Genomic DNA, 17,777 nt, shown 5'->3' with positions numbered 1-17,777 from the left:
CGCAAAGGGAGCAACGCACCGAATGGCTTGCACCGGCACATCGTGATCGGGCAAGCCGAACAGTCTCGCCTACACATCGGCGTCCCGGGGCACGGGACGCCGATGTCCTCGCGGCACGCCTCGGGACACGAACTTCTAGGAGGGAAAGCAGGCCGCGGCCGTCAGCGTGAACGGCGCCAGATTGAGGATCTGGGGAAACTGGAATTGATAGTTTGCGCTCACCTGGCTGCCGCACGCCGCGGCGCTGTAGGTGAATGTCGAGGACGGCAAGCTCAGTCCAAACGCCTGCTGGGTTGCGTAGGTGGCTATCGCGCTCGGGTTGCCGGTCGGACAAAGCGTGGCGTTGACGCTGGCGCATCGCGCCGTGACCGCCACTGCGTGCTGCATTCCCACCTGCGTCCACATCAACAGCCCGAACTCGATCACGCCGAACAGGAACGCGAAGAAGAACGGCGCGATCAGGCCGAATTCGAGTGCCGACGCCCCGCTCCGGTCGCGCCAGAATGCGCGTTTCACTGCAGCCTCGCCGTCGACTGGGTGCTGATGACATAGCTGTTCGGAACGACCTGGTAGTTGATGATGGTCGAGTAGCTGCCTTGCGCGGAGACGATGGTGTATGTACCCGCCATTCCGCCTCCGGGACAGATTCCGCCGCAGGTCATGCTGCTGACGCCCGAACTGGTCGCACACCCGCAAAACTTGATCGGAACAGGCGAGGCGTTGATCACATTGGAATTCGTCGCGGCTGCCACGGCGGTCGAAATCGCATTGGCGTCGAACCCATGTGCGATGGCATACTCGACGCCTGCTTGCGACGAACCCTCCACCTGCATCTTGCGGTAGATCGCAAGGCCGATATCGGTCACCGAAACGACCATCAGCGAAAGCAGCGGAACCAGGACGCCGAATTCGATCGCCGCGACACCGCGCGTGTCATTTCCGAACCTGCGACGGAAGAGTATGCAGCGTCGTTGGGAACGGCGCTCACCACCTGTCGTGCCCGTTTTCATCTCATCCCTCCAGCTTACTCGACAAGCTGCGCTGTCGCCGTACCGATGGCATTGCCGCCCATCGCGGCGCAATTGACCTGGACATTGGAATTTCCGACGATCGAGATCGTGTCGGCGATGATTTGCGTACATGTCGTGCTCGTGCCATTGCCGCCACTGAAGCTCAGCGCCCCTTTCGGGAGGTAGACCGCTCCCTGCAGATTCTGTGTACCGCCGCCCGTCAAGTTGAAGCTGGTACCCACCGGCATCCTCCGGTCGCCATAGATTGCGATTCCAGCGGTCGTTCCGCTCGTCGGCGCCGTGAGGCTGACATTGGCGTTGCTCCCGATCGTCGCCGAGCCCCAGTTGCCGCCCGAGCCGGTAAACACCAGGGTGACGCCCGTTCCCGTGATCGTAGCGTTGCCGGCCACCGACAGGTTCGCGCCGTTCAAATAGTAAACCCCTGGATTGAATGTCAGCGTGGCACCGGCGGCCACCGAAATGTCACCGCAATAGCTCCCCGGACTGAGGGTCGTCGTCCCCTTCACGTTGAACTTGTTCGAGTAGTCGCACCACGTCGGCATCGTGGGCGTGACGTTGGCATAGGGATCCGCGATCGCCCTGATGCCGGTCCGAATGCCGGCGGTCGCCGTGATGCTGCTCGTGCCGGAAACCCCGCCAACGACGCCAACCATGGCTGCGGATATCGTTGCCGTCCCGCTGACATCGAGCGCCGAGCCGCCGTTCGAGTTGTCATAGAGGTTGCAGTTGATCAGGTTGAGCTGGGTGTTGCCCTTCACCGTCACGGCGGGATTGGCGGTCGGGTCGAGCGCCAGCACGCAGCCTGTGCCGACATTGCCCAGTGCGACGGCACGGGCCGTGACCGGCACCGCCCCGGAGCCGAACAACGCCGACATGAGCCGCGCTTGCGGCTGGGTGATGATGACTTCGACCGCCTGGGAGCTGGAAGTGAAGCTTCCCGTGGACGGCGGCTGGTTCACGGTGACGGTGACGTTGCCGATCCCGTTCGCGTAGCCGTAGAACGTCGTGATGGCGTTGGCTTCGGTCGCAAAATTGGTGCCGGCGGTGGCTGCACTGACCGCCGCGGAGTCGGCCGCGCTCATCATATTCTTGTGCTTGTAGAACCACCACGCGACCTCGGTACCAAGTCCTGCGGTTCCCACCAGGACTGGCATCAGCAAGGCGATGATAATCGCGTAGCTGCCGGACTGGTCGCGCGCAAAGCGCTTCAGGAGACCATCCGGGCACGCTTGGCACTCATCCGGTGCCGACCTCATTTGCGAGGATATTCCAACTTCCGCCTTCCAAGTGATGAAGGCCGTCATGTTGTCCTCACGCCGCTTGTGGCAAGTTTCCCCGATTCCTACAGCATGACAATTTAATGTCAGTTCTGCGCGATCGACGAAAATCGGACATGGCTCTTAACACTCCTTTAGCCAATCCGGGCTGTCCGATCCTCTGTCGTACCGCAGCAAACATGACCGTAGAAGTTGGCCACGCGCAGTTCTACGCGCGGTCAGGAGCCGAGTTTCGCCCGCAGCATGGGGCCAAGGAGATTCGAGTAGTCGTCCGTCCAGAGTGCGCTGTCCGGATCCGGCGACATGGCGGCCCAATGCCGGGCCGCCTTGCCGACATCGTCAGGCGTGCGCGCAAGCATCACCACCCGGGACGCCGTCCTCAGCGTAGTCATGACGTCGCCGACGGGATGTCCTTCCTTGAAGAGTGCGATCAACCCCTGGGACTGCGCGACATTCGCCATGATCGGCGCGAGATCGAGATGGCGGTTGGAGATGTGCACGAGGATGACCCCGTGCGGCGCCAGCTTCGACACATAGCCGGCGATCGCTTCACGCGTCAGCAGGTGGACCGGAATACTATCGGACGAGAAGGCGTCCAGCACGATCAGGTCGTAGCGATCAAGTGAGGCCTGCAGTGTGAGACGCGCATCGCCGAGCACGAGGCTGGCCTTCGGCGCGCAGCGCGACAGGAACGTGAAGAGGGTTGGATTGCTCGCGATCCGGATCACCTCGGGATCGATCTCGAAGAACGTCCAGTTCTCGGCGCCGCGACGGAGGCAAGCGAGCGTGCCGGTACCGAGACCGACGACCGCAACCCGTCCGAAGCTGCTCCGGGCGCTACGTATCGCCGCAACCCCTTCGGCCAGCAGGCTGCCCGGATAGTAGTAGCTCTGAGGCTGAGGCGCTCCCTCGACCGGCGTGCCGTCGTCGTTCCGCAACCGCTCTGCGCCATGCATCGTGTTGCCGTCGAACAGCAGCCGCGCGCGGCCATCCGCGAGGTCGACCACGGTATGGACCCCGAAGAAGCTGCGCGCGGTCTCGATCGGGGCCATGCCCGGACGCCAGAACGTCGTCAGCATCAGGCCGGCGATCGCCAATCCGGCGAATGACACCGGCCGCTGGCGCAAAAATATCATGCCGGCCGCCAGCAGGACCAGCAAGGCCCGGAACGGAAGCTCGAAGGAGGCCAGAAGCTGTAGTTGGGTCACGTACCAGACCGTGGCAAGGGCGATCGCCACCGCCAGCCATGGCGACGCCTTCATCAGCGCCTGGCGCGCACCGCCTGCGAACATGCCGGGCAGTGCCAGCAATGCGAGTGCGATCAGGATCGGATATTCGTAATTGCCGGAAAATATCTGCGGCGCCAGCAGCCCCGCGAAGGCGCCGCCCAGCACACCGCCGAGCGAGGTGCACAGGAAGAACTCCGTCAGCCGCTGCGGGCGCGGGCGCTGGGCATAAAGCTCGCTATGACAGAGCAGCGCCAACAGCGCGAACACGACGAGATGGAGCACGATCGTCGTGAACCAGTACACCTTGGCGCCAACCAGACTGATCGCAAGCGGGGCCACGGCGAACGGAACGAGGCGCACCACGGTCGCGTGGCTGATCCACGGCCGGTCGCGGAACACGACAACGAAGGTGAACAGATAGAGCGCCAGCGGAACGCAGCGAACAGCCCGAACAGCTAGAGCGCGGTCCCATCGGCGGGTGGCGCACCCCAATTGGGCGCGATCGCGATTGGCAAGATCATGGCCGTGACCACGAGCAGGAGCAGATGGACGAGGCCCGCGCGCTGCGGCCCGAACAACCGGCCGAGCAGATGCGCATAGGCATAGCCGGCGAGCAGGACGGCCTGGAAGAACACCATCGCCACCGACCAGACCGAGGGCGCGCCGCCAAGCTTCGGCAGCACCATTTTCGCGAACATCGGCTGAATCAGGAACAGCAGCAGCGCGGATACGAACAGCGTCGCCACGCTGAGGACCGGCAGCAGGCGCGTATCATCGGCAGAACGCGATACCTCCGGAAGCGTGCGATCCGGCGCGTTCTCAAAAAGTGACATTCGTTGGCCCTTGCAATCTTTGCTTGCAAGGCAGTTAGCCACGCCTAAGCGAGGGTTAATCGCAGTTCAGGGAGCGCATATCGGCGGCGGAGAAAGGGCTCGGCAAGCTCGTTGAAAGACAACGCAATTGTCGAGCTGCCGGGAACCCACCATTTGAGCCATTGCCGAAATTCAGTTTTGCCTACCGACAGGATCCTCCGCCAATGGCCATTCACTTCTTGTCCAGCGCGCCTTCAACGCCGGCGCCAAATCGCACCCAGTTCCGCCCATCGAACTTCTGTAGTTGCATTCGTTCGATCGGATAGTGGTCGCTTGGCGATGTCGTCAACGCGATATCCGGAAGCAGCATGTCGAGGTGCGCCCCGTTCAAAGCCTCGGCCTGCCTCATGACGTTGGCGCGCGTCAGGTCATCCCCGCATTGCCTGAGCACTTCAACCAGCGCCTGCGCGGCGTTGTATCCATAGACCACGTAGGAATTGTCTCGATCCTCGCCCGGCATGTGCTCGGCCATGAAATCGGAGAATCTCTTCAAGCCGGGGTCATCCTTCCAGGCCGCATCCGCGGGGTCCTTGCTGTAACTTGCGGTGATGATGTCCCTGGCGTTCTCGAGGCCGGCAGGTTTCAGCACAGCGCTGATCGATTGCGAGTTCCCATGCAGGATATGCACGGGCTTCCAGCCGATCTCTGCTGCTTTCTTGATGGCTTGGGCCGCAAACTTCGCGGAGGCGAAATTGACGAAGATGCTCGCGCCCGAGAATTTCAGCTTCACAAGCTCGGAATCGATCGTCGGCGCGCTTGTCTCATAGGTGACCTCGGCGACGATGTTGCCGGCCGCATCGCCCAGACCGTCTTTCAAGCCCTTGATGTTGTCCCGTCCAAAGTCGTCATTGGACGACAGAACGGCAATCTTTCCGTCGGGGTAGTTTTCGCGCAGGTATTTCCCGTAGATGCGCGTTTCGCTCTGGTAGCTTGGCTGAAAACCCATCGACCAGGGGTATGCCTCGTGATCGCCGAAGACCGTTGCTCCGGCCGCGATAAACAGCTGCGGCACCTTCCTGGCGTTGACATATTTGATGACCGACATGGTGGTCGGCGTACCGAGTTGATTGAAGAGCAGCAGCACCTCGTCGCTCTCGATCAACTTGCGGGTCTGCTCGACGGTCTTCGGGGGACTATAGGCATCATCATAGGAGATGAACTCGATCTTGCGGCCGTTAACCCCGCCTTGATCGTTGATCATCTTGAAGTAGGCGGCTTCCGTCCTGGCGATGATGCCATTCGAGGAGAGCGGCCCACTGTAGGGAGCCGTGTTGCCGATCTTGATCGCTGTGTCGGATGCGCCGGGATCGTAGCGCTTCTCCTCGTGAGCCGAGCCCGGCGCCGCAACGGCCAAGCCGACCAGGATCGTCAGCGCGACACCCAAACAAGCGGATCTAGCCTCGCGCGCGTGCCGTGGCATCTCTTTCCTCGCGGTTGGTTTTCGATCGGCAATCGGCCGGCGCTACGCCGTCTTCAAGTCGAACTCGAAACGGGTTCCCCACGTCGTCAGCTGATCGATCGTCCACACGCGAGGGCGTTGGGGAAATGCATCGTGCCACGGTCGCGGCTCGAAAATATTGAGCTCTGGAACGAGCACGTCCATGTCGGAGTAGAGCTCGATCAGAAAGCGGCTGGGGTCATAGTGATAGGAAGCGAGGTTATGGCCCGCGGTGTGCCGCGACGGGCCCCAGAGCATCGGATGACCTGTCGTCGCCAGAAAATCCGCCGCGTCGTGGTGCGCGGCGCGGCTGCGCAGCTCGAAGGCGAGATGATGAACCCGCGCCTCCGGTGCCGCGATGATATTGAGCACGTGGTGATCGTGGTTGCAGGTCAGGAACGTGGCTATTCCCTCGAACCAATCGGTCGCACGAAACCCGATCGCCGAACAGAATTTGATGAGTTTGTCCGCCTCCGGCGCCATCAGGGCGATATGTCCGAGCCGCGTCGGAACGACACCCGAGGTGCGGAAACCGGGGCCGGGCATGGCCATCTCCGGCACGAGGTGCAGTGTGTGCCCGGCAACGGCAACCTCCACCAAGTCCGGAACGCCCGGCCGCGCATCGCTCTTCCTTTCCGCGGAAAGTCCGAGATCGCGCAGTGAGCGGATCGTCTCGTCGATCGCTTCTTGGCCGATCCTCAGACCGAGTGCGGTGAGGCGTTTATCGGACGCCGGCTTGATGGTGATGTTGTGGTGATCGACACCGAGGCTGAAATAGGTGCGGCCGTCGGAGCCCCGCTCGGTCGGAGTTGCGCCGATCACTTGATCATAATAGGCGAACTCCTGCTCTGCGGCGGGCGTATCGAGATCGACATAGGCGATTTGGAAAGCGCGGGTCATGGTTTTTCCTCCAGCGTCGCCGCGACGGCTTCTGCGTCGTAGCCATAAAGTCGGTTCATTGCCTCGGGGCTGCCGCGCACGCCGCGCGTGGCGAGGATGTGATCCCTCTCGATCTGCTGCGGCCCATCCGGCATGTGGAAGCTCGTGGAATTGGCGCGGGATCTTTCCTGCACCTCAGTCGCACGCGGCTTGCGCAATGCGACGTAAGCGCGAAACGCAGACGGAATGTCGAAGGCTGCGTGTTTCAGGCAGGCCGCCAGCGCCGCGCCATCCTCGATGGCCTGTGCGGCACCTTGTGCCATGAACGGCAGCATGGGATGACAGGCGTCCCCGAGGAGTGCGATCCGCCCCTGCGTCCATTCCGGAAATGGATTGCGATCGAACAGCGCCCACTTGAACGTCTCGTCGACCGCGTTGAGAATCGTCGCAGTCTGCGGATGCCACCCTTCATAGATCTTGACGGCATCGGAGATCGAACCGCGGTCGGACCACTGCTCCCGCGTCCAGGTCGCCGCTTCGCTCACCGCCACAAAATTCAGAAAGCGACCGGCGGCAACGAAGTAATGGACAAAGTGACCGCCCGGCCCCACCCAGTTCGTGACATCGAGCGGAAGGCCGAGATGCGCGACGCGTTCAACAGGCGCGAGCCCCCGATACGCGATCTGCCCCGAGAACCTCGGCTTTTCCTCGCCGAACAGACACTCACGAACCCTGGAGTGGATTCCGTCGGCCCCGATCAGGAGGTCGCCGCGCGCGGACGTGCCATCGTCGAAATGGGCGGTCACGCCGCTATCGTCTTGCTCGACATTGATCAGGCGACGCCCGAGCTTGATCTCCTTGGGGCCGAACGCGTCCGCCAGGAGAGCGATGAGGTCCGCCCGGTGGAAATGGTAGTAGGGCGAACCGTAGCGGTCCTCGAGGACGTCGCCCAATTCCTCGCGCCCCAGCACACGGCCGTCCTGCCAGCGACGAAAGACCACCGCGGCGGGACGAACGGCGGCTCGCGCCATGGCGTCGCCAAGCCCGTAGCGGCGAAGCAGCCGGGAGGCGTTGGGGCTGATCTGGATGCCGGCGCCGACCTCGCGTTGCGCCGTCGTCTGCTCGAACAGAGAAGCGTCGAGACCGGCCCGGCGCAGCGCAATGGCAGCGGCCGTGCCCCCGATACCGGCACCGATCACGAGGGCATGCAGCGGCTTCACCGCTCGCCTCCCCAGCCGAGAGCCGTCGCGAGGATCGCGTCCGCATTGGGTGCCTTGCCGCCCGTTCCACGCCACGCGATGTGATGGTCGGGGCGCACGAGCAGCATGTCCCGGCCATAGACGCCCTTCAGATCGGGCTCGTCGAGTTGCAGGATCGACAGCGGGATCCGCCGTCGCGCCGCACCGTCGACGAAGGGTGACAGGTCGGCGCCGCGGAAATCGATCAGCGTGAAATGCGCACCGAGCCGGTCGTAGAGTGCCGTCCCATCCTTCAGATACGTGCTGGGCAGGCGGGCACCGGGCGTGGTCGTCGGCTTGTAGACGACGGGATCGAACGGAAATGGAGCGGCCGCCCCGTCAGCGACGATCGGCGATCCTTCATAAACAAAGCCGTGCTCGATCCCGAAGCATTCGTTCTCTGCGTTGCCAAGCCTGGCGAGCTCCGCACCGACTTCGGCGCGGCGCACGGGATTTTCGCTGTTGTCGCCTTGCAGCAGGTTTCCATAGGCTTCAGCAATCTGCATTCGCACTTGCATGTGGCGGCCGGACGCGTCGCGATTTCGTGCAGCGACGGGACGCCGCTCGACTTCATATGAAGCGAGCAGGCCGGGCCCGCCGAAACCTTGCAGCGTCGCAGCCAGTTTCCAGCCGAGGTCGATGGCGTCACCGACCCCAGAGTTCATTCCGTAGCCCGCCGGTCGGGATGAACTGATGCGCGGAGTCGCCGGCGAGGAGGACACGTCCCTTGCCATAAGATTCGGCAACCACGAGATGTGGCGTCCAGGCATTCGCGACCAGGATCTCGAACGGAAATGGCCGGCCGGCATAGGCCTCGACGAGCGCGCGTGGATCGAGCTTGGTCGCATCCTGCCCGGGCAGCACGGGAACATGCACGGTCCAGATATCATCATCGTTCTGGGCAATCATTGTTCCAAGCGGAGATTGGTAGTGCCAGGCGACACCCCAGCGCTGCAACAGGTCGCGCTCCGTCGATCGAAAGTGAATCATGTAGAGCTCGCCGACGCGCGACTGGCCCTCCAGCGCGATATCCAGTCCCGCGCGAACGCGGCTGGAGCCGCCGTCGCAACCGATGAGATACTGACAGCTGACCTGTTCTTGCGCGCCACTCCCCTGCTCCCGCAGGACGGCGACGACGCCATCGTCCTTCGCTTCAAAGCTTTCAAAGGCGACGCCGAACCTCACCTCGACTTCCGAACGGGCGTCGATGGCCTTCTTCAGGACAGGTTCGATCTCGACCTGTGAAACGCGCATCGGCGGTTCGAGCGGCTGGGTGCCGTCGTTCCTGGTTCGGCTGTGCTTTCGAAACTCGCTCGGGCTCATGTACCGAAACCGATGCAGCTCATATCCCGCGAGGCTCGTGATCCAGGAGACGTCGAAGGGATGATCTTCCGCTACCGCGACCTTTCGCAACGCGTCCGACAGGCCGAACCGGCGGAACAGCTCCATGCTGCGGCTGTTGGTGATGTCCATCTTCGGATGACGGGTCGTCGTCGCATTCCGCTCGACCAGCATGGAGCGAATGCCGAAACGGGCCAGGACGTTCGCAAGCGTCATCCCGACGGGACCGCCCCCTGCAATCAAAACCGGAACCGATTTCATCGTTTCCTCCCATTAGGACCGGCGGCGGATTTTATGTTGTGTTGCCGCTTGCGCACGACGCCAGATCAAGATCTGGTCTGATCGTCTCCTCAACTCCGGGCAGTGTGCGTATCGATCTTGGCCAAGCCTTGCTTGGGGATCGATACGACCTCCGTTCGTCACCGCGCGCAGCGACGTCGGCGAAAGTCAGGCGGCTGCACGTACCGCATCATCATCGCCCTCCTGCACGATCGGATTGCGAAGAACGCCCAGCCCCTCGATCTCGATCTCGCAGACGTCGCCGGGCTTCATGTAGAGCGGCGGCTTGCGTGCAGCGCCGACGCCGGACGGCGTGCCGGTCACGATCAGATCGCCCGGATACAACGTTATACCCTCGCTGATCAGCGCGACCAGCGTTGCGACATCGAAGATGAGGTCGGAGGTCGATGTCTTCTGCATCACCGTGCCGTTCAAGCGCGTCTCAAGCGTCAGGCCGCCCGCGCCGGGCGGAAGTTCGTCGGCTGTCACAAGCGCGGGCCCGAACGCTCCGGTGCCGTCGAAGTTCTTGCCCATGGTCCATTGCGGCGTCCTGAACTGATAATCCCGGATCGTGCCGTCATTGAAGATCGAAAAGCCGGCAACATGATCGAGGGCCGCAGACTGCGGGATATGGCGGCCGCCGCGCCCGATGACTGCGACAAGCTCGCCTTCATAGTCGAGCGCTGCCGAAACCTTCGGCCGCACGATCGGCGCACCGTGCCCGATCAGGCTCGACGAGAACCGGCCGAAGAGCGTCGGGTAGTCGGGCTGCTGGATGCTGCTTTCGGCGGTGTGGTCCGCGTAGTTCAATCCAACACAGATGATCTTGCCGGGTGAGGACAGCGGAGGAAGGAAGGTCACGGCTTCCGAATCGAGCGGCTCGCCCTTGAGAAGCGCCGCTGCGAGATCCTTCAGCCCGTCATGCCCGCCGGCGAGGGCGCGCTCGAGCCGGCCGTGCGCCGCGCCATCATCAAGTCCCCGATATCGGCCGGCCTGATCGGCCACGGCGAGGCCGCGCCTCGCGCTTCTTTCGTAAGCGATGAACCGCATGAGGTGTTTCCTCCCTGTTCGTCCCCTGTAGCACATAAAATGCACTTTGTAAATAAAAATGCATTATTATAGAAGCGTGCATATTTTGAATGACTCGGATCGCCCCTTTTGTTATGCCTAAGCCCATGGAATCGCCGACGAGTCTGACCCACGGGGCCTATGCCAAGCTTCGCTCGCAATTGCTGGCATGCCGCTTCGCGCCCGGAGAAAAGCTGAAGATCGACGACTTGTGCCGCCGCTTCGAGGTCGGCTCGAGCGCCGTGCGCGAGGCTCTGTCGCGCCTCGCATCAGAGGGTTTTGTGGTCAGCGAACCGCAACGAGGTTTCCGCGTGGCGCCGTTGTCCGTCGACGCCCTGAGCGACCTCACAAATGTTCGATGCAGCATCGAGGAGTTGTGTCTTCGGGGTGCGATCGAGAAAGGCGGGATCGAGTGGCAGTCACAGGTGGTCGCTGCGCTGCATCGCTTGTCGCACACGCCGGTATGGGCAGATAAGGCCGCGCGACGCTACAGCGAAGAGTATTCGAGGGCGCACGAGATTTTTCATGAGTCTCTCGCGTCGGGATGCGGCAGCCCCTGGCTGCTCCACTTGCGCGCGACGCTTTACAACCACTCCGAACGCTACCGCGCGTTTTCTGGCCCCCTGTCCAAAGTCGACAGAGACCTGGACAGGGAACATCGGGAGATTGCAGAGGCCACTTTGGCGCGGGACAGCGAACGCGCCGTCACGCTGATGAACCAGCACTTGCAAATGACGACAAAGGTCATCCTCGATTCCGTATTGGCCGAGCGCGAGCCGGCTCCGGAATCCGCCAAGGCGAAGCCAGGCGGGGCTTATCTGCCTGAAAGCCTGCCTCGCAAACGCGGCGCGCCCGTCTGACACGGGCCGCATTTCGAACCGTTTCGGCGCAGCGTCATGGCTGCCTTCGACGCCTACCCTCGTTTGGCTCCTTGCCGAAGACCATCTCCTCGACAAGCCGCCAATAGGCGGCAACAACCTTCGGGTCACCGGATGACAGTGCGCTGGTCACCTGCATTTCGGGACCGAATTCCGAAAGCGTGGCGGTGAGGCTGACCATCATATAGTGAAACAGAATCGGGTCCGCGGCGGGAAGCAGACCCTGCTTCTGAGCCTCGGTGATCTGGGGCAATAACCGGCCCAGAAGCGGGGCGAGGACCGCATCTGCCACCCATTTCAGCCGCGGATTGTTGGTCAGGGTCTCCTGGCGCATAAACCGATGAAACTCGGGAAATGCGACCGTGTAGCGGAACAGGGTCGTGTATTCCTGGCGCAGCCGCGCCAACGGCGACGGATCGATCCCCTCCTCCACCGATCTATCCCATTCGGCACGGATCTGCGAGAAGGCATGCTCGGCGGCCGCGCGCCACAGAATGTCCTTGCTTCGATAGTGATAAGTGATCAGCGGGTGTTGCAAGCCGAGCCGATCGGCGATGGCACGAATGCTGGCGCCGTCGAATCCTCGCTCGGCAAACTCCGCAATGGCGGCATCGAGGATCGCGGCGCGCGTCTCGATCGAACGCTGTTGTTCGGCCCTCTTCCGCGGCCGCTCCCGGCGTCCGGCTACCGGCCCCGTTTTCTTCGCCATTTGGTGTTCGATTAACATGGTTCCGGACCGGCCGCCAAGCGGCGTGTCGAATGGCTTTCGCGCCGCACGAATCCCTCCGTCGCTTCCGCACGCCCATCCTGCGCCGGCCTATTTTCCTTCGAAGACAAGTGTCGGCGGCTCGATGTCCTTGTTGAAGGCATCCGCCGTGCTCACAAAGCCGCGCTGGGCGTCCGTACCGTTGTAGAGCTCCATCGCGACGTCGAGCATCACGAGATCGGCCGCAGCCACCCCTCCGCTCGACCACGCCTTGAGCAGGGTGCGCGTCGCAGCGTATGACCTGGTCGGCCCGGTCGCGAGCTGGCAGGCCAATGCCGTCGCCGTCGCCGACAGATCGTGCTCAGCAACCACATGCGTCGCAATTCCGAGCGCTCCGGCTTCCACGTCCGGAAATCGGCTCGCCGAGCATGGCCAATCGCGAGGCACGCGCCCGCCCGGCACGCTCGGCGATCCGCTGCAGTGCGCCAGCGATCGGCAGCATCGCGGTCGTGACCTCGACGCAGCGGAAGGTGGCGTTCTCGGCCGCGACCAGAAAATCGCACGCCAGCGCCAGCTCGAAGCCACCACCGAAGGCAATCCCCTGCACGACAGCAATCGTCGGGATCTTCAGCATCTCGATCGCGCGATAGGAGACGTTCACGTCCGCGACGAATGTTCGGAACCAGTTGATGTCCTTGCCCGGCCATTCCCGCACCTCACCGCCGAAGCTGAAGTGCGGCCCCTCGGCACGAACCACCAGCACACGGATGTCGCTTTCGCTGGCCTGGTGCACGGCGGTGCGCAGGTTTTCCGCGAAGCGCGCGTCGAGGCGATTGAACGGCGGATTGGCCAGGACAATGTTGCCGATGGCGCCGTCTCGTTCAAAGCGGATCGTCTTCATGGTCGCGTTTCCTTCTATGAGGTGTCAGGCCGGACGCCGGTCGGCAGGCTCGGGGATGATTGGCAGCAGCAGATGTGACGGCCGCTCCGCGTCGCGGTAGATTTTGTGGGTGACGGTCCTGCTGCTGCAGACGTGGTACGGGATGTACTCGACGTTGGTCATGGCTCCCGTCCCGGTCGGGACATCCATGGACGTGATGTCGAGGCAGATGCGGTGACCCGCCTTGAATTGGTTCGCAGTGGCGAGGATCTGGATCTGGTACTCAACCACGTCTCCGGGCGTCACCGGCGCGATCGCATCCTGCGTCAGCTTGTGGAATGGCTCCCACGGCTTGGAACGCTTTTCGTCGAGCGCGCGATAGGATGCCTTCAGCCACCCCCGCGTCAGCTCGCGCTCGGGTAACGTCGACGGCACGTCCCGCTCGCCTTCCCGCGCGGTCCGAACCGAAACGTCGGGGCCGACATCCTTGAGCACGACGATCCAGTTGGTGTCGTCCTGGTCGATCGCCGCGTGGAGCGTCAGCGTGATCGGGCCGGCGACGGTGACGTCATGCGGCAACGGCTCGGTCATGTAGCGCAACCGCTCGATCTTGGTCGTGCGCGTGACGGGCATCTGCGTGAAGACGTCAGGCTCCTGTGCCGAAGCTCCGACCTCGGAGGCCGGCCGCGGCGGCTCGGTCGACAGCGTCTCCCAATGCGAGAGATAGTATTTGGTCCACCGCGTCTCCGGCAGCGGCCAGTCGGTTCCGGTTCGCCACTCGTTGGCCCCCATCAGCCAATAGCGCACCGGCGGCTCGTTCATGATGCCGGTGTCATGTCCCTTCAGCCAGTGGTCATACCAGCGGATGATCTCGTCGTGATATTGATGGAACGGCCGCTCGAGATGGGCCGGGCCGGTGAACATCAGCTTCTTCGGCGCATCGACGTTCTGGAAATAATGCTGCGCACCGAGCCAGTGCAGCTTGTAGGTGTAAGCGTAGGCGCCCGAGCCGGTGTAGAATGGAATCTTGATCTTCCTGAAGATCTCCTCCGCCCGCTCGACGGTGCCATCGAGTTCCCAGGGATGCGTCATCATGAGATACATGATGAAGGTGCGCTGCCCCTTCTGGGTGAGGATGTTGTAGAGGTTGATGTACTGCTTGAAGTCCGGGTTCCGCATGGCGCGGCGCCACAGCTCTTCCTCGGCAGGCGGCAGCTCGCCAGGACGGTCGCGGGACTCGTGGACCGTGCTGAAGACATCGAGCAGATAGGGAAAACTGTGTAGCACGCCGCCCGGATTGAAATCCCGGAATCCGAACATGCCGCCATACGCGCTACAGGCGTCGTAGGGGAAGATCGCCTTGAGCGCCGGATGTCCCTGGGCTGCGGCACGCCACTGTTCGCCGGCATAGCCGGAGATGCCGACCATCCCGACCTTGCCGTTCGACCAAGGCTGCTGCGTGATCCACTCGATCAGGTCGTAGTGGTCGGTGTCCTCATGGCCGTAGTGCCCTTCCGATTTGGCCGAGCCCCTTGGCTGCGCGATCACATGGACGTAGCCGTTGGCGATGAAGCGCCTTGTATCGCCGGCCTCGATCGGACCGAACCAGAGCGGCGCATGCGCCGGCTGCGGCGGCAGGATGTCCGCGATGTCGGGTCCCTGGATGTCCTTGTTGTGCAGCGCTGATGCGTACAACACCGGGTACTTGCCGGTCGCTTCCGGGCGGTAGACGTCGACCGCCAGCCGGGTGCCGTCCCGCATCACGACGCTGATGTCCCGCTCCTCGATCATCGCTTCTCCCCGGCGTTTGCGCGACGGTTTCCGTCGACTTCGACCATCACGAGCGGAGAGGCAGGCCTCTCCCTCTGGCCGCACCAACCATCGCATCTTACTTTACGCTCGTAAAGTATAATTCTGACGTCAGCAGGACGGTCAAATGGAACGGTGTGTCCTGCAGGTGGAACAATTGACGTCGGCAGACGCCGACCGATCCGTGCGGGAGGCCCCCGCGCATTCGCGCGGCGGCGATCAGGAAAGCGCGCCTTTACGCGCTCGGGCGTCATGGGAAGTTCGCGCAACCGGCGCCCGGTCGCGTGAGCGTTTTGGCGGCGGCGTCATCGGTGATCTCAGCGAGAACGCCAATCGCTAGCCTCATCCGCGGCCGACAAGCTCGCGTTCGGCGGGCACTGCTTAACCTCCGACGCCGGACTTTCGATAGCCTGGTAGACTTCGCGCAGTTATGCATCGGTTTCGACGAGCAGATTCCCTATCCTCCGAATGGGCCATGATCGTGTTCCGCAAAACACGAACAACGAGTCAAGCGATGAAGGAGCCGGGTGGATCGCCCTGAAGAATGTCCCTTCCGCCCAATGAATGAGGCCGCGCTCGACAGTCAGAAGAAGCGGGGCACGCTACTTGCACACGCGACGACTTGGACGAACTCGCACGCGCCCCCTTTATTGAGAAAGCGATATCATGACCAAGAACGTGAACCTCGTCAGCCATCCCCTCGTCCAGCACAAGCTCTCGCTGATGCGCGACAAGGATCGTTCCACCAAAGGGTTTCGCGAGCTACTGAACGAGATCGGAATGCTTCTCTGCTATGAGGTCACCCGGGATTTACCCCTGGAGATGGTCGACATCGATACGCCGCTCGCTGCAATGAGGACACCCAAAATTGCAGGCAAGAAACTCACATTCGCTCCGATCTTGCGGGCGGGTGTCGGGTTTCTCGACGGAATGTTGGCGCTCGTCCCATCAGCACGCGTCGCGCACATCGGCCTTTACCGGAATCCGGAAACACTTCAAGCCGTGGAGTACTTCTTCAAGGCGCCGCAGGATGTTTCGGAGCGCATCGTGATCTTGCTGGATCCAATGCTTGCTACGGGAAATTCGGCCAGCGCGGCGGCCCGCCTGCTCAAATCGCGAGGCGCGCAAGACATTCGGTTCGTCTGCCTGCTCGCAGCCCCCGAAGGAATCGCCCGATTCCGGGACGAGTGTCCGGACGTTCCGATCTGGACCGCTGCTATCGACGAAAGACTGAATGATCACGGGTATATCGTACCAGGCTTGGGCGATGCAGGAGACAGAATGTTCGGCACAAGGTGAGCCGTCGGCGGCGCTTTCGTGCTGAAGCGTGAACAGATGCCGTTGTAACGGCACACGACGCCCGATGCTCAGTCGGACCCATTTGCCAACAGTCGAGCGATTACGGCAACCGGCCCGCCACCTGGGGGTCCCTGATGTTCGGCTCCACCGGAAACATACACAGCGCTGGTTCCCGACAAGCCGCTGATCAATCCGCCGACAGCAGCGCGAGCGTGCCGGGTTGAGCTGATGTCAGTATCCTCAAGCACGATGTGACGAAATCCGCGGATGCTCCCGTTCGGCGCGGCTTCCGCCTTGGCAAAGATATTGACGAGCTGCCGCGACGCCGTCGGCGGCTTGCAGGCGTCGTCGATGTGCAGCCCCACGCTTTTCAACGCATCGATCACCGCTGTCGAATCAATGGCGTCGTTCATCACGGCGTGTCCGATCTCGAATGGAGCCGCCGACGACGTCGTATTGCCCAGCACAATGACCACGTTATGCATCAGTTCGATGCCCGCCGACGTGGAGGCGACCGACGAAAACAGATCGAACCGCCGGAGCACGTGTTCGTCGTCAATCTCGCTTTCAACCTCGCCAAGCGCGACGGCCACGCCCAGCGCCGACGCGCCACGTGAATACGCCATCGAACCGTATGCGCTGTTGGTCACGGGCTCATGACCCCGCGCCACCGCTGCCTCGATGCGGTCGCTGGTCAGAAGCGGGCACTTGATCTGCACAAAATGGACGTCCTGCGGATCGACGATCCCAGCGTCGGCCATGGCGGCTGCCACCGCCCTTGCGGTTTCCCTGATCTGCACGTCGCGACCGATCTCCTCGGGCAGGAAATCCCGCGTCTGTGCCATCCCGATGCTAAGGCGTTTCCCTGAGATACCTGAATCGTGATTGGCGGCACCGTCACGCGTAAACACGGTGATATGCGGACTAAGCACACCTTCCGTCCCACCCGACATCACGAACGCAATCCGTTGCTCAACGCGATGCGGCGGCAGATCTAGATAAGGCGCCAGGGTCGTACGGAGAGCTGAAACGGCGAACTCACGCGTGAAATCGTTGACGCCTCCATTGCCCTCAGTCTTCCCCAAGATCGCAACGATCGACTTTGGATCGATCCTGCCTTGCTCGATCAGGCTCAGCAGACCAGAGACGTCACCGGGGCCCTTGGTGGAAATGCGAACGACGTCGACCGATTTTGTGCGCATGCTCTTCCCCTCGGATATCTTCGGGCTCGCAAAAGATATGGCAAGCCAAAACGTCTCCCGGCGCCCGCGGGCACGGCACCGGTTCTGATCGGATCGAGATGGCTTTGGCAGAGGGATCGACCTTCAACATCGCCTCGATCGCCTAAGTCCGGAACTCAAGCTTCGCAGACAGCGTACCTGGCAACTGACCTCCGATCTCGGTCGCAGCGGCGCGGCCGACCTCGTCGGCCGGCGGAATCTGCCCAATTTTTGTCTGGTCTGTCGCAAGATTTGGCACATCTGTTGCATCGAACTCCGTATCGCGGGCCGGGGCGACAGTGTTGCTCAAGATCCCTGGCAAGACTATGCGGA

The 17,777-nt window shown here is 62.5% G+C and carries 18 protein-coding genes; 2 read left to right on the top strand and 16 right to left on the bottom strand.

From position 1 onward, the window contains the following. Positions 1-135 precede the first annotated feature (135 nt). From ACVWW1_RS33030 to ACVWW1_RS32980, 11 genes are all read right to left on the bottom strand, one after another. Positions 136-516, bottom strand: coding sequence for a TadE/TadG family type IV pilus assembly protein (locus ACVWW1_RS33030; RefSeq protein WP_456658769.1), 381 nt, complete (start codon positions 514-516; stop codon positions 136-138). Then, positions 513-1,010, bottom strand: coding sequence for a TadE/TadG family type IV pilus assembly protein (locus tag ACVWW1_RS33025; protein WP_456658768.1), 498 nt, complete (start codon positions 1,008-1,010; stop codon positions 513-515). Before ACVWW1_RS33025 ends, ACVWW1_RS33030 begins: the two co-directional genes overlap by 4 nt. Before the next feature lie 14 nt (positions 1,011-1,024). Beyond that, on the bottom strand, positions 1,025-2,287 hold the full coding sequence (locus ACVWW1_RS33020; protein WP_456658767.1) for a TadE/TadG family type IV pilus assembly protein: 1,263 nt from the start codon (positions 2,285-2,287) through the stop codon (positions 1,025-1,027). 239 nt (positions 2,288-2,526) lie between these two features. Next, the gene (locus ACVWW1_RS33015; protein WP_456658766.1) at positions 2,527-4,029 is read right to left on the bottom strand and encodes a spermidine synthase; all 1,503 of its coding nucleotides are present in this window, start codon (positions 4,027-4,029) and stop codon (positions 2,527-2,529) included. Next, positions 3,993-4,370 (bottom strand): hypothetical protein, encoded by a 378-nt coding sequence (locus ACVWW1_RS33010; protein ID WP_456658765.1) that lies wholly within the window; start codon positions 4,368-4,370, stop codon positions 3,993-3,995. The genes ACVWW1_RS33015 and ACVWW1_RS33010 overlap by 37 nt, the downstream gene beginning before the upstream one ends. A 211-nt stretch (positions 4,371-4,581) precedes the next feature. Beyond that, a complete protein-coding gene (locus ACVWW1_RS33005) occupies positions 4,582-5,829 on the bottom strand; it encodes an ABC transporter substrate-binding protein (protein WP_456658764.1) in 1,248 nt (415 codons plus the stop codon). 42 nt (positions 5,830-5,871) lie between these two features. Then, positions 5,872-6,747 carry a VOC family protein gene (locus ACVWW1_RS33000; protein ID WP_456658763.1) on the bottom strand — a complete coding sequence of 292 codons (876 nt, stop codon included), beginning with the start codon at positions 6,745-6,747 and terminating at the stop codon, positions 5,872-5,874. Then, complete coding sequence (locus ACVWW1_RS32995; RefSeq protein ID WP_456658762.1) at positions 6,744-7,946, bottom strand: FAD-dependent monooxygenase; 1,203 nt, start codon at positions 7,944-7,946, stop codon at positions 6,744-6,746. The genes ACVWW1_RS33000 and ACVWW1_RS32995 overlap by 4 nt, the downstream gene beginning before the upstream one ends. Next, positions 7,943-8,629 (bottom strand): aromatic-ring hydroxylase C-terminal domain-containing protein, encoded by a 687-nt coding sequence (locus ACVWW1_RS32990; protein ID WP_456658761.1) that lies wholly within the window; start codon positions 8,627-8,629, stop codon positions 7,943-7,945. Before ACVWW1_RS32990 ends, ACVWW1_RS32995 begins: the two co-directional genes overlap by 4 nt. After that, positions 8,610-9,566, bottom strand: coding sequence for an FAD-dependent monooxygenase (locus ACVWW1_RS32985; RefSeq protein ID WP_456658760.1), 957 nt, complete (start codon positions 9,564-9,566; stop codon positions 8,610-8,612). Before ACVWW1_RS32985 ends, ACVWW1_RS32990 begins: the two co-directional genes overlap by 20 nt. A 186-nt stretch (positions 9,567-9,752) precedes the next feature. After that, complete coding sequence (locus tag ACVWW1_RS32980; protein ID WP_456658759.1) at positions 9,753-10,634, bottom strand: fumarylacetoacetate hydrolase family protein; 882 nt, start codon at positions 10,632-10,634, stop codon at positions 9,753-9,755. Between the two features lie 125 nt (positions 10,635-10,759). Here ACVWW1_RS32980 and ACVWW1_RS32975 point away from each other — a divergent pair, with 125 nt between their 5' ends. Next, positions 10,760-11,512 carry a GntR family transcriptional regulator gene (locus ACVWW1_RS32975; protein WP_456658758.1) on the top strand — a complete coding sequence of 251 codons (753 nt, stop codon included), beginning with the start codon at positions 10,760-10,762 and terminating at the stop codon, positions 11,510-11,512. A 34-nt stretch (positions 11,513-11,546) separates the two neighbouring features. Here the strand turns inward: ACVWW1_RS32975 and ACVWW1_RS32970 are convergent, their stop codons facing one another. The 4 genes from ACVWW1_RS32970 to ACVWW1_RS32955 all read right to left on the bottom strand — a co-directional run bounded on the left by ACVWW1_RS32970 (position 11,547) and on the right by ACVWW1_RS32955 (position 14,907). Continuing rightward, a complete protein-coding gene (locus tag ACVWW1_RS32970; RefSeq protein ID WP_456658757.1) occupies positions 11,547-12,239 on the bottom strand; it encodes a TetR/AcrR family transcriptional regulator in 693 nt (230 codons plus the stop codon). Positions 12,240-12,347: 108 nt separating this feature from the next. After that, complete coding sequence (locus ACVWW1_RS32965) at positions 12,348-12,608, bottom strand: hypothetical protein (protein ID WP_456658756.1); 261 nt, start codon at positions 12,606-12,608, stop codon at positions 12,348-12,350. After that, a complete protein-coding gene (locus ACVWW1_RS32960) occupies positions 12,598-13,137 on the bottom strand; it encodes an enoyl-CoA hydratase/isomerase family protein (RefSeq protein WP_456658755.1) in 540 nt (179 codons plus the stop codon). Before ACVWW1_RS32960 ends, ACVWW1_RS32965 begins: the two co-directional genes overlap by 11 nt. A gap of 24 nt (positions 13,138-13,161) precedes the next feature. Further along, the gene (locus tag ACVWW1_RS32955; protein WP_456658754.1) at positions 13,162-14,907 is read right to left on the bottom strand and encodes a CocE/NonD family hydrolase; all 1,746 of its coding nucleotides are present in this window, start codon (positions 14,905-14,907) and stop codon (positions 13,162-13,164) included. 684 nt (positions 14,908-15,591) lie between these two features. Between ACVWW1_RS32955 and upp the strand changes: the two genes are divergently transcribed. Continuing rightward, positions 15,592-16,224, top strand: coding sequence for a uracil phosphoribosyltransferase (gene upp / locus ACVWW1_RS32950; protein WP_456658753.1), 633 nt, complete (start codon positions 15,592-15,594; stop codon positions 16,222-16,224). Between the two features lie 68 nt (positions 16,225-16,292). On the opposite strand, the gene atzD is transcribed toward upp, so the two are convergent. Then, positions 16,293-17,426 (bottom strand): cyanuric acid amidohydrolase, encoded by a 1,134-nt coding sequence (gene atzD / locus ACVWW1_RS32945; RefSeq protein WP_456658752.1) that lies wholly within the window; start codon positions 17,424-17,426, stop codon positions 16,293-16,295. Positions 17,427-17,777 lie beyond the last annotated feature (351 nt).

The sequence above is a fragment of the Bradyrhizobium sp. JR3.5 genome, from assembly GCF_054057015.1.
This window is presented reverse-complemented; position numbering and strand designations above follow the sequence as displayed.

Excerpts from the sequence above, each read along its gene's own strand:
- ACVWW1_RS33025 (WP_456658768.1), bottom strand. The coding sequence starts at position 1,010 with ATGAAAACGGGCACGACAGGTGGTGAGCGCCGTTCCCAACGACGCTGC.
- ACVWW1_RS33020 (WP_456658767.1), bottom strand. The coding sequence starts at position 2,287 with ATGAGGTCGGCACCGGATGAGTGCCAAGCGTGCCCGGATGGTCTCCTG.
- ACVWW1_RS33010 (WP_456658765.1), bottom strand. The coding sequence starts at position 4,370 with ATGTCACTTTTTGAGAACGCGCCGGATCGCACGCTTCCGGAGGTATCG.
- ACVWW1_RS33005 (WP_456658764.1), bottom strand. The coding sequence starts at position 5,829 with ATGCCACGGCACGCGCGCGAGGCTAGATCCGCTTGTTTGGGTGTCGCG.
- ACVWW1_RS33000 (WP_456658763.1), bottom strand. The coding sequence starts at position 6,747 with ATGACCCGCGCTTTCCAAATCGCCTATGTCGATCTCGATACGCCCGCC.
- ACVWW1_RS32990 (WP_456658761.1), bottom strand. The coding sequence starts at position 8,629 with ATGAACTCTGGGGTCGGTGACGCCATCGACCTCGGCTGGAAACTGGCT.
- ACVWW1_RS32985 (WP_456658760.1), bottom strand. The coding sequence starts at position 9,566 with ATGAAATCGGTTCCGGTTTTGATTGCAGGGGGCGGTCCCGTCGGGATG.
- ACVWW1_RS32980 (WP_456658759.1), bottom strand. The coding sequence starts at position 10,634 with ATGCGGTTCATCGCTTACGAAAGAAGCGCGAGGCGCGGCCTCGCCGTG.
- ACVWW1_RS32975 (WP_456658758.1), top strand. The coding sequence starts at position 10,760 with ATGGAATCGCCGACGAGTCTGACCCACGGGGCCTATGCCAAGCTTCGC.
- ACVWW1_RS32970 (WP_456658757.1), bottom strand. The coding sequence starts at position 12,239 with ATGGCGAAGAAAACGGGGCCGGTAGCCGGACGCCGGGAGCGGCCGCGG.
- ACVWW1_RS32960 (WP_456658755.1), bottom strand. The coding sequence starts at position 13,137 with ATGAAGACGATCCGCTTTGAACGAGACGGCGCCATCGGCAACATTGTC.
- ACVWW1_RS32955 (WP_456658754.1), bottom strand. The coding sequence starts at position 14,907 with ATGATCGAGGAGCGGGACATCAGCGTCGTGATGCGGGACGGCACCCGG.
- upp (WP_456658753.1), top strand. The coding sequence starts at position 15,592 with ATGACCAAGAACGTGAACCTCGTCAGCCATCCCCTCGTCCAGCACAAG.
- atzD (WP_456658752.1), bottom strand. The coding sequence starts at position 17,426 with ATGCGCACAAAATCGGTCGACGTCGTTCGCATTTCCACCAAGGGCCCC.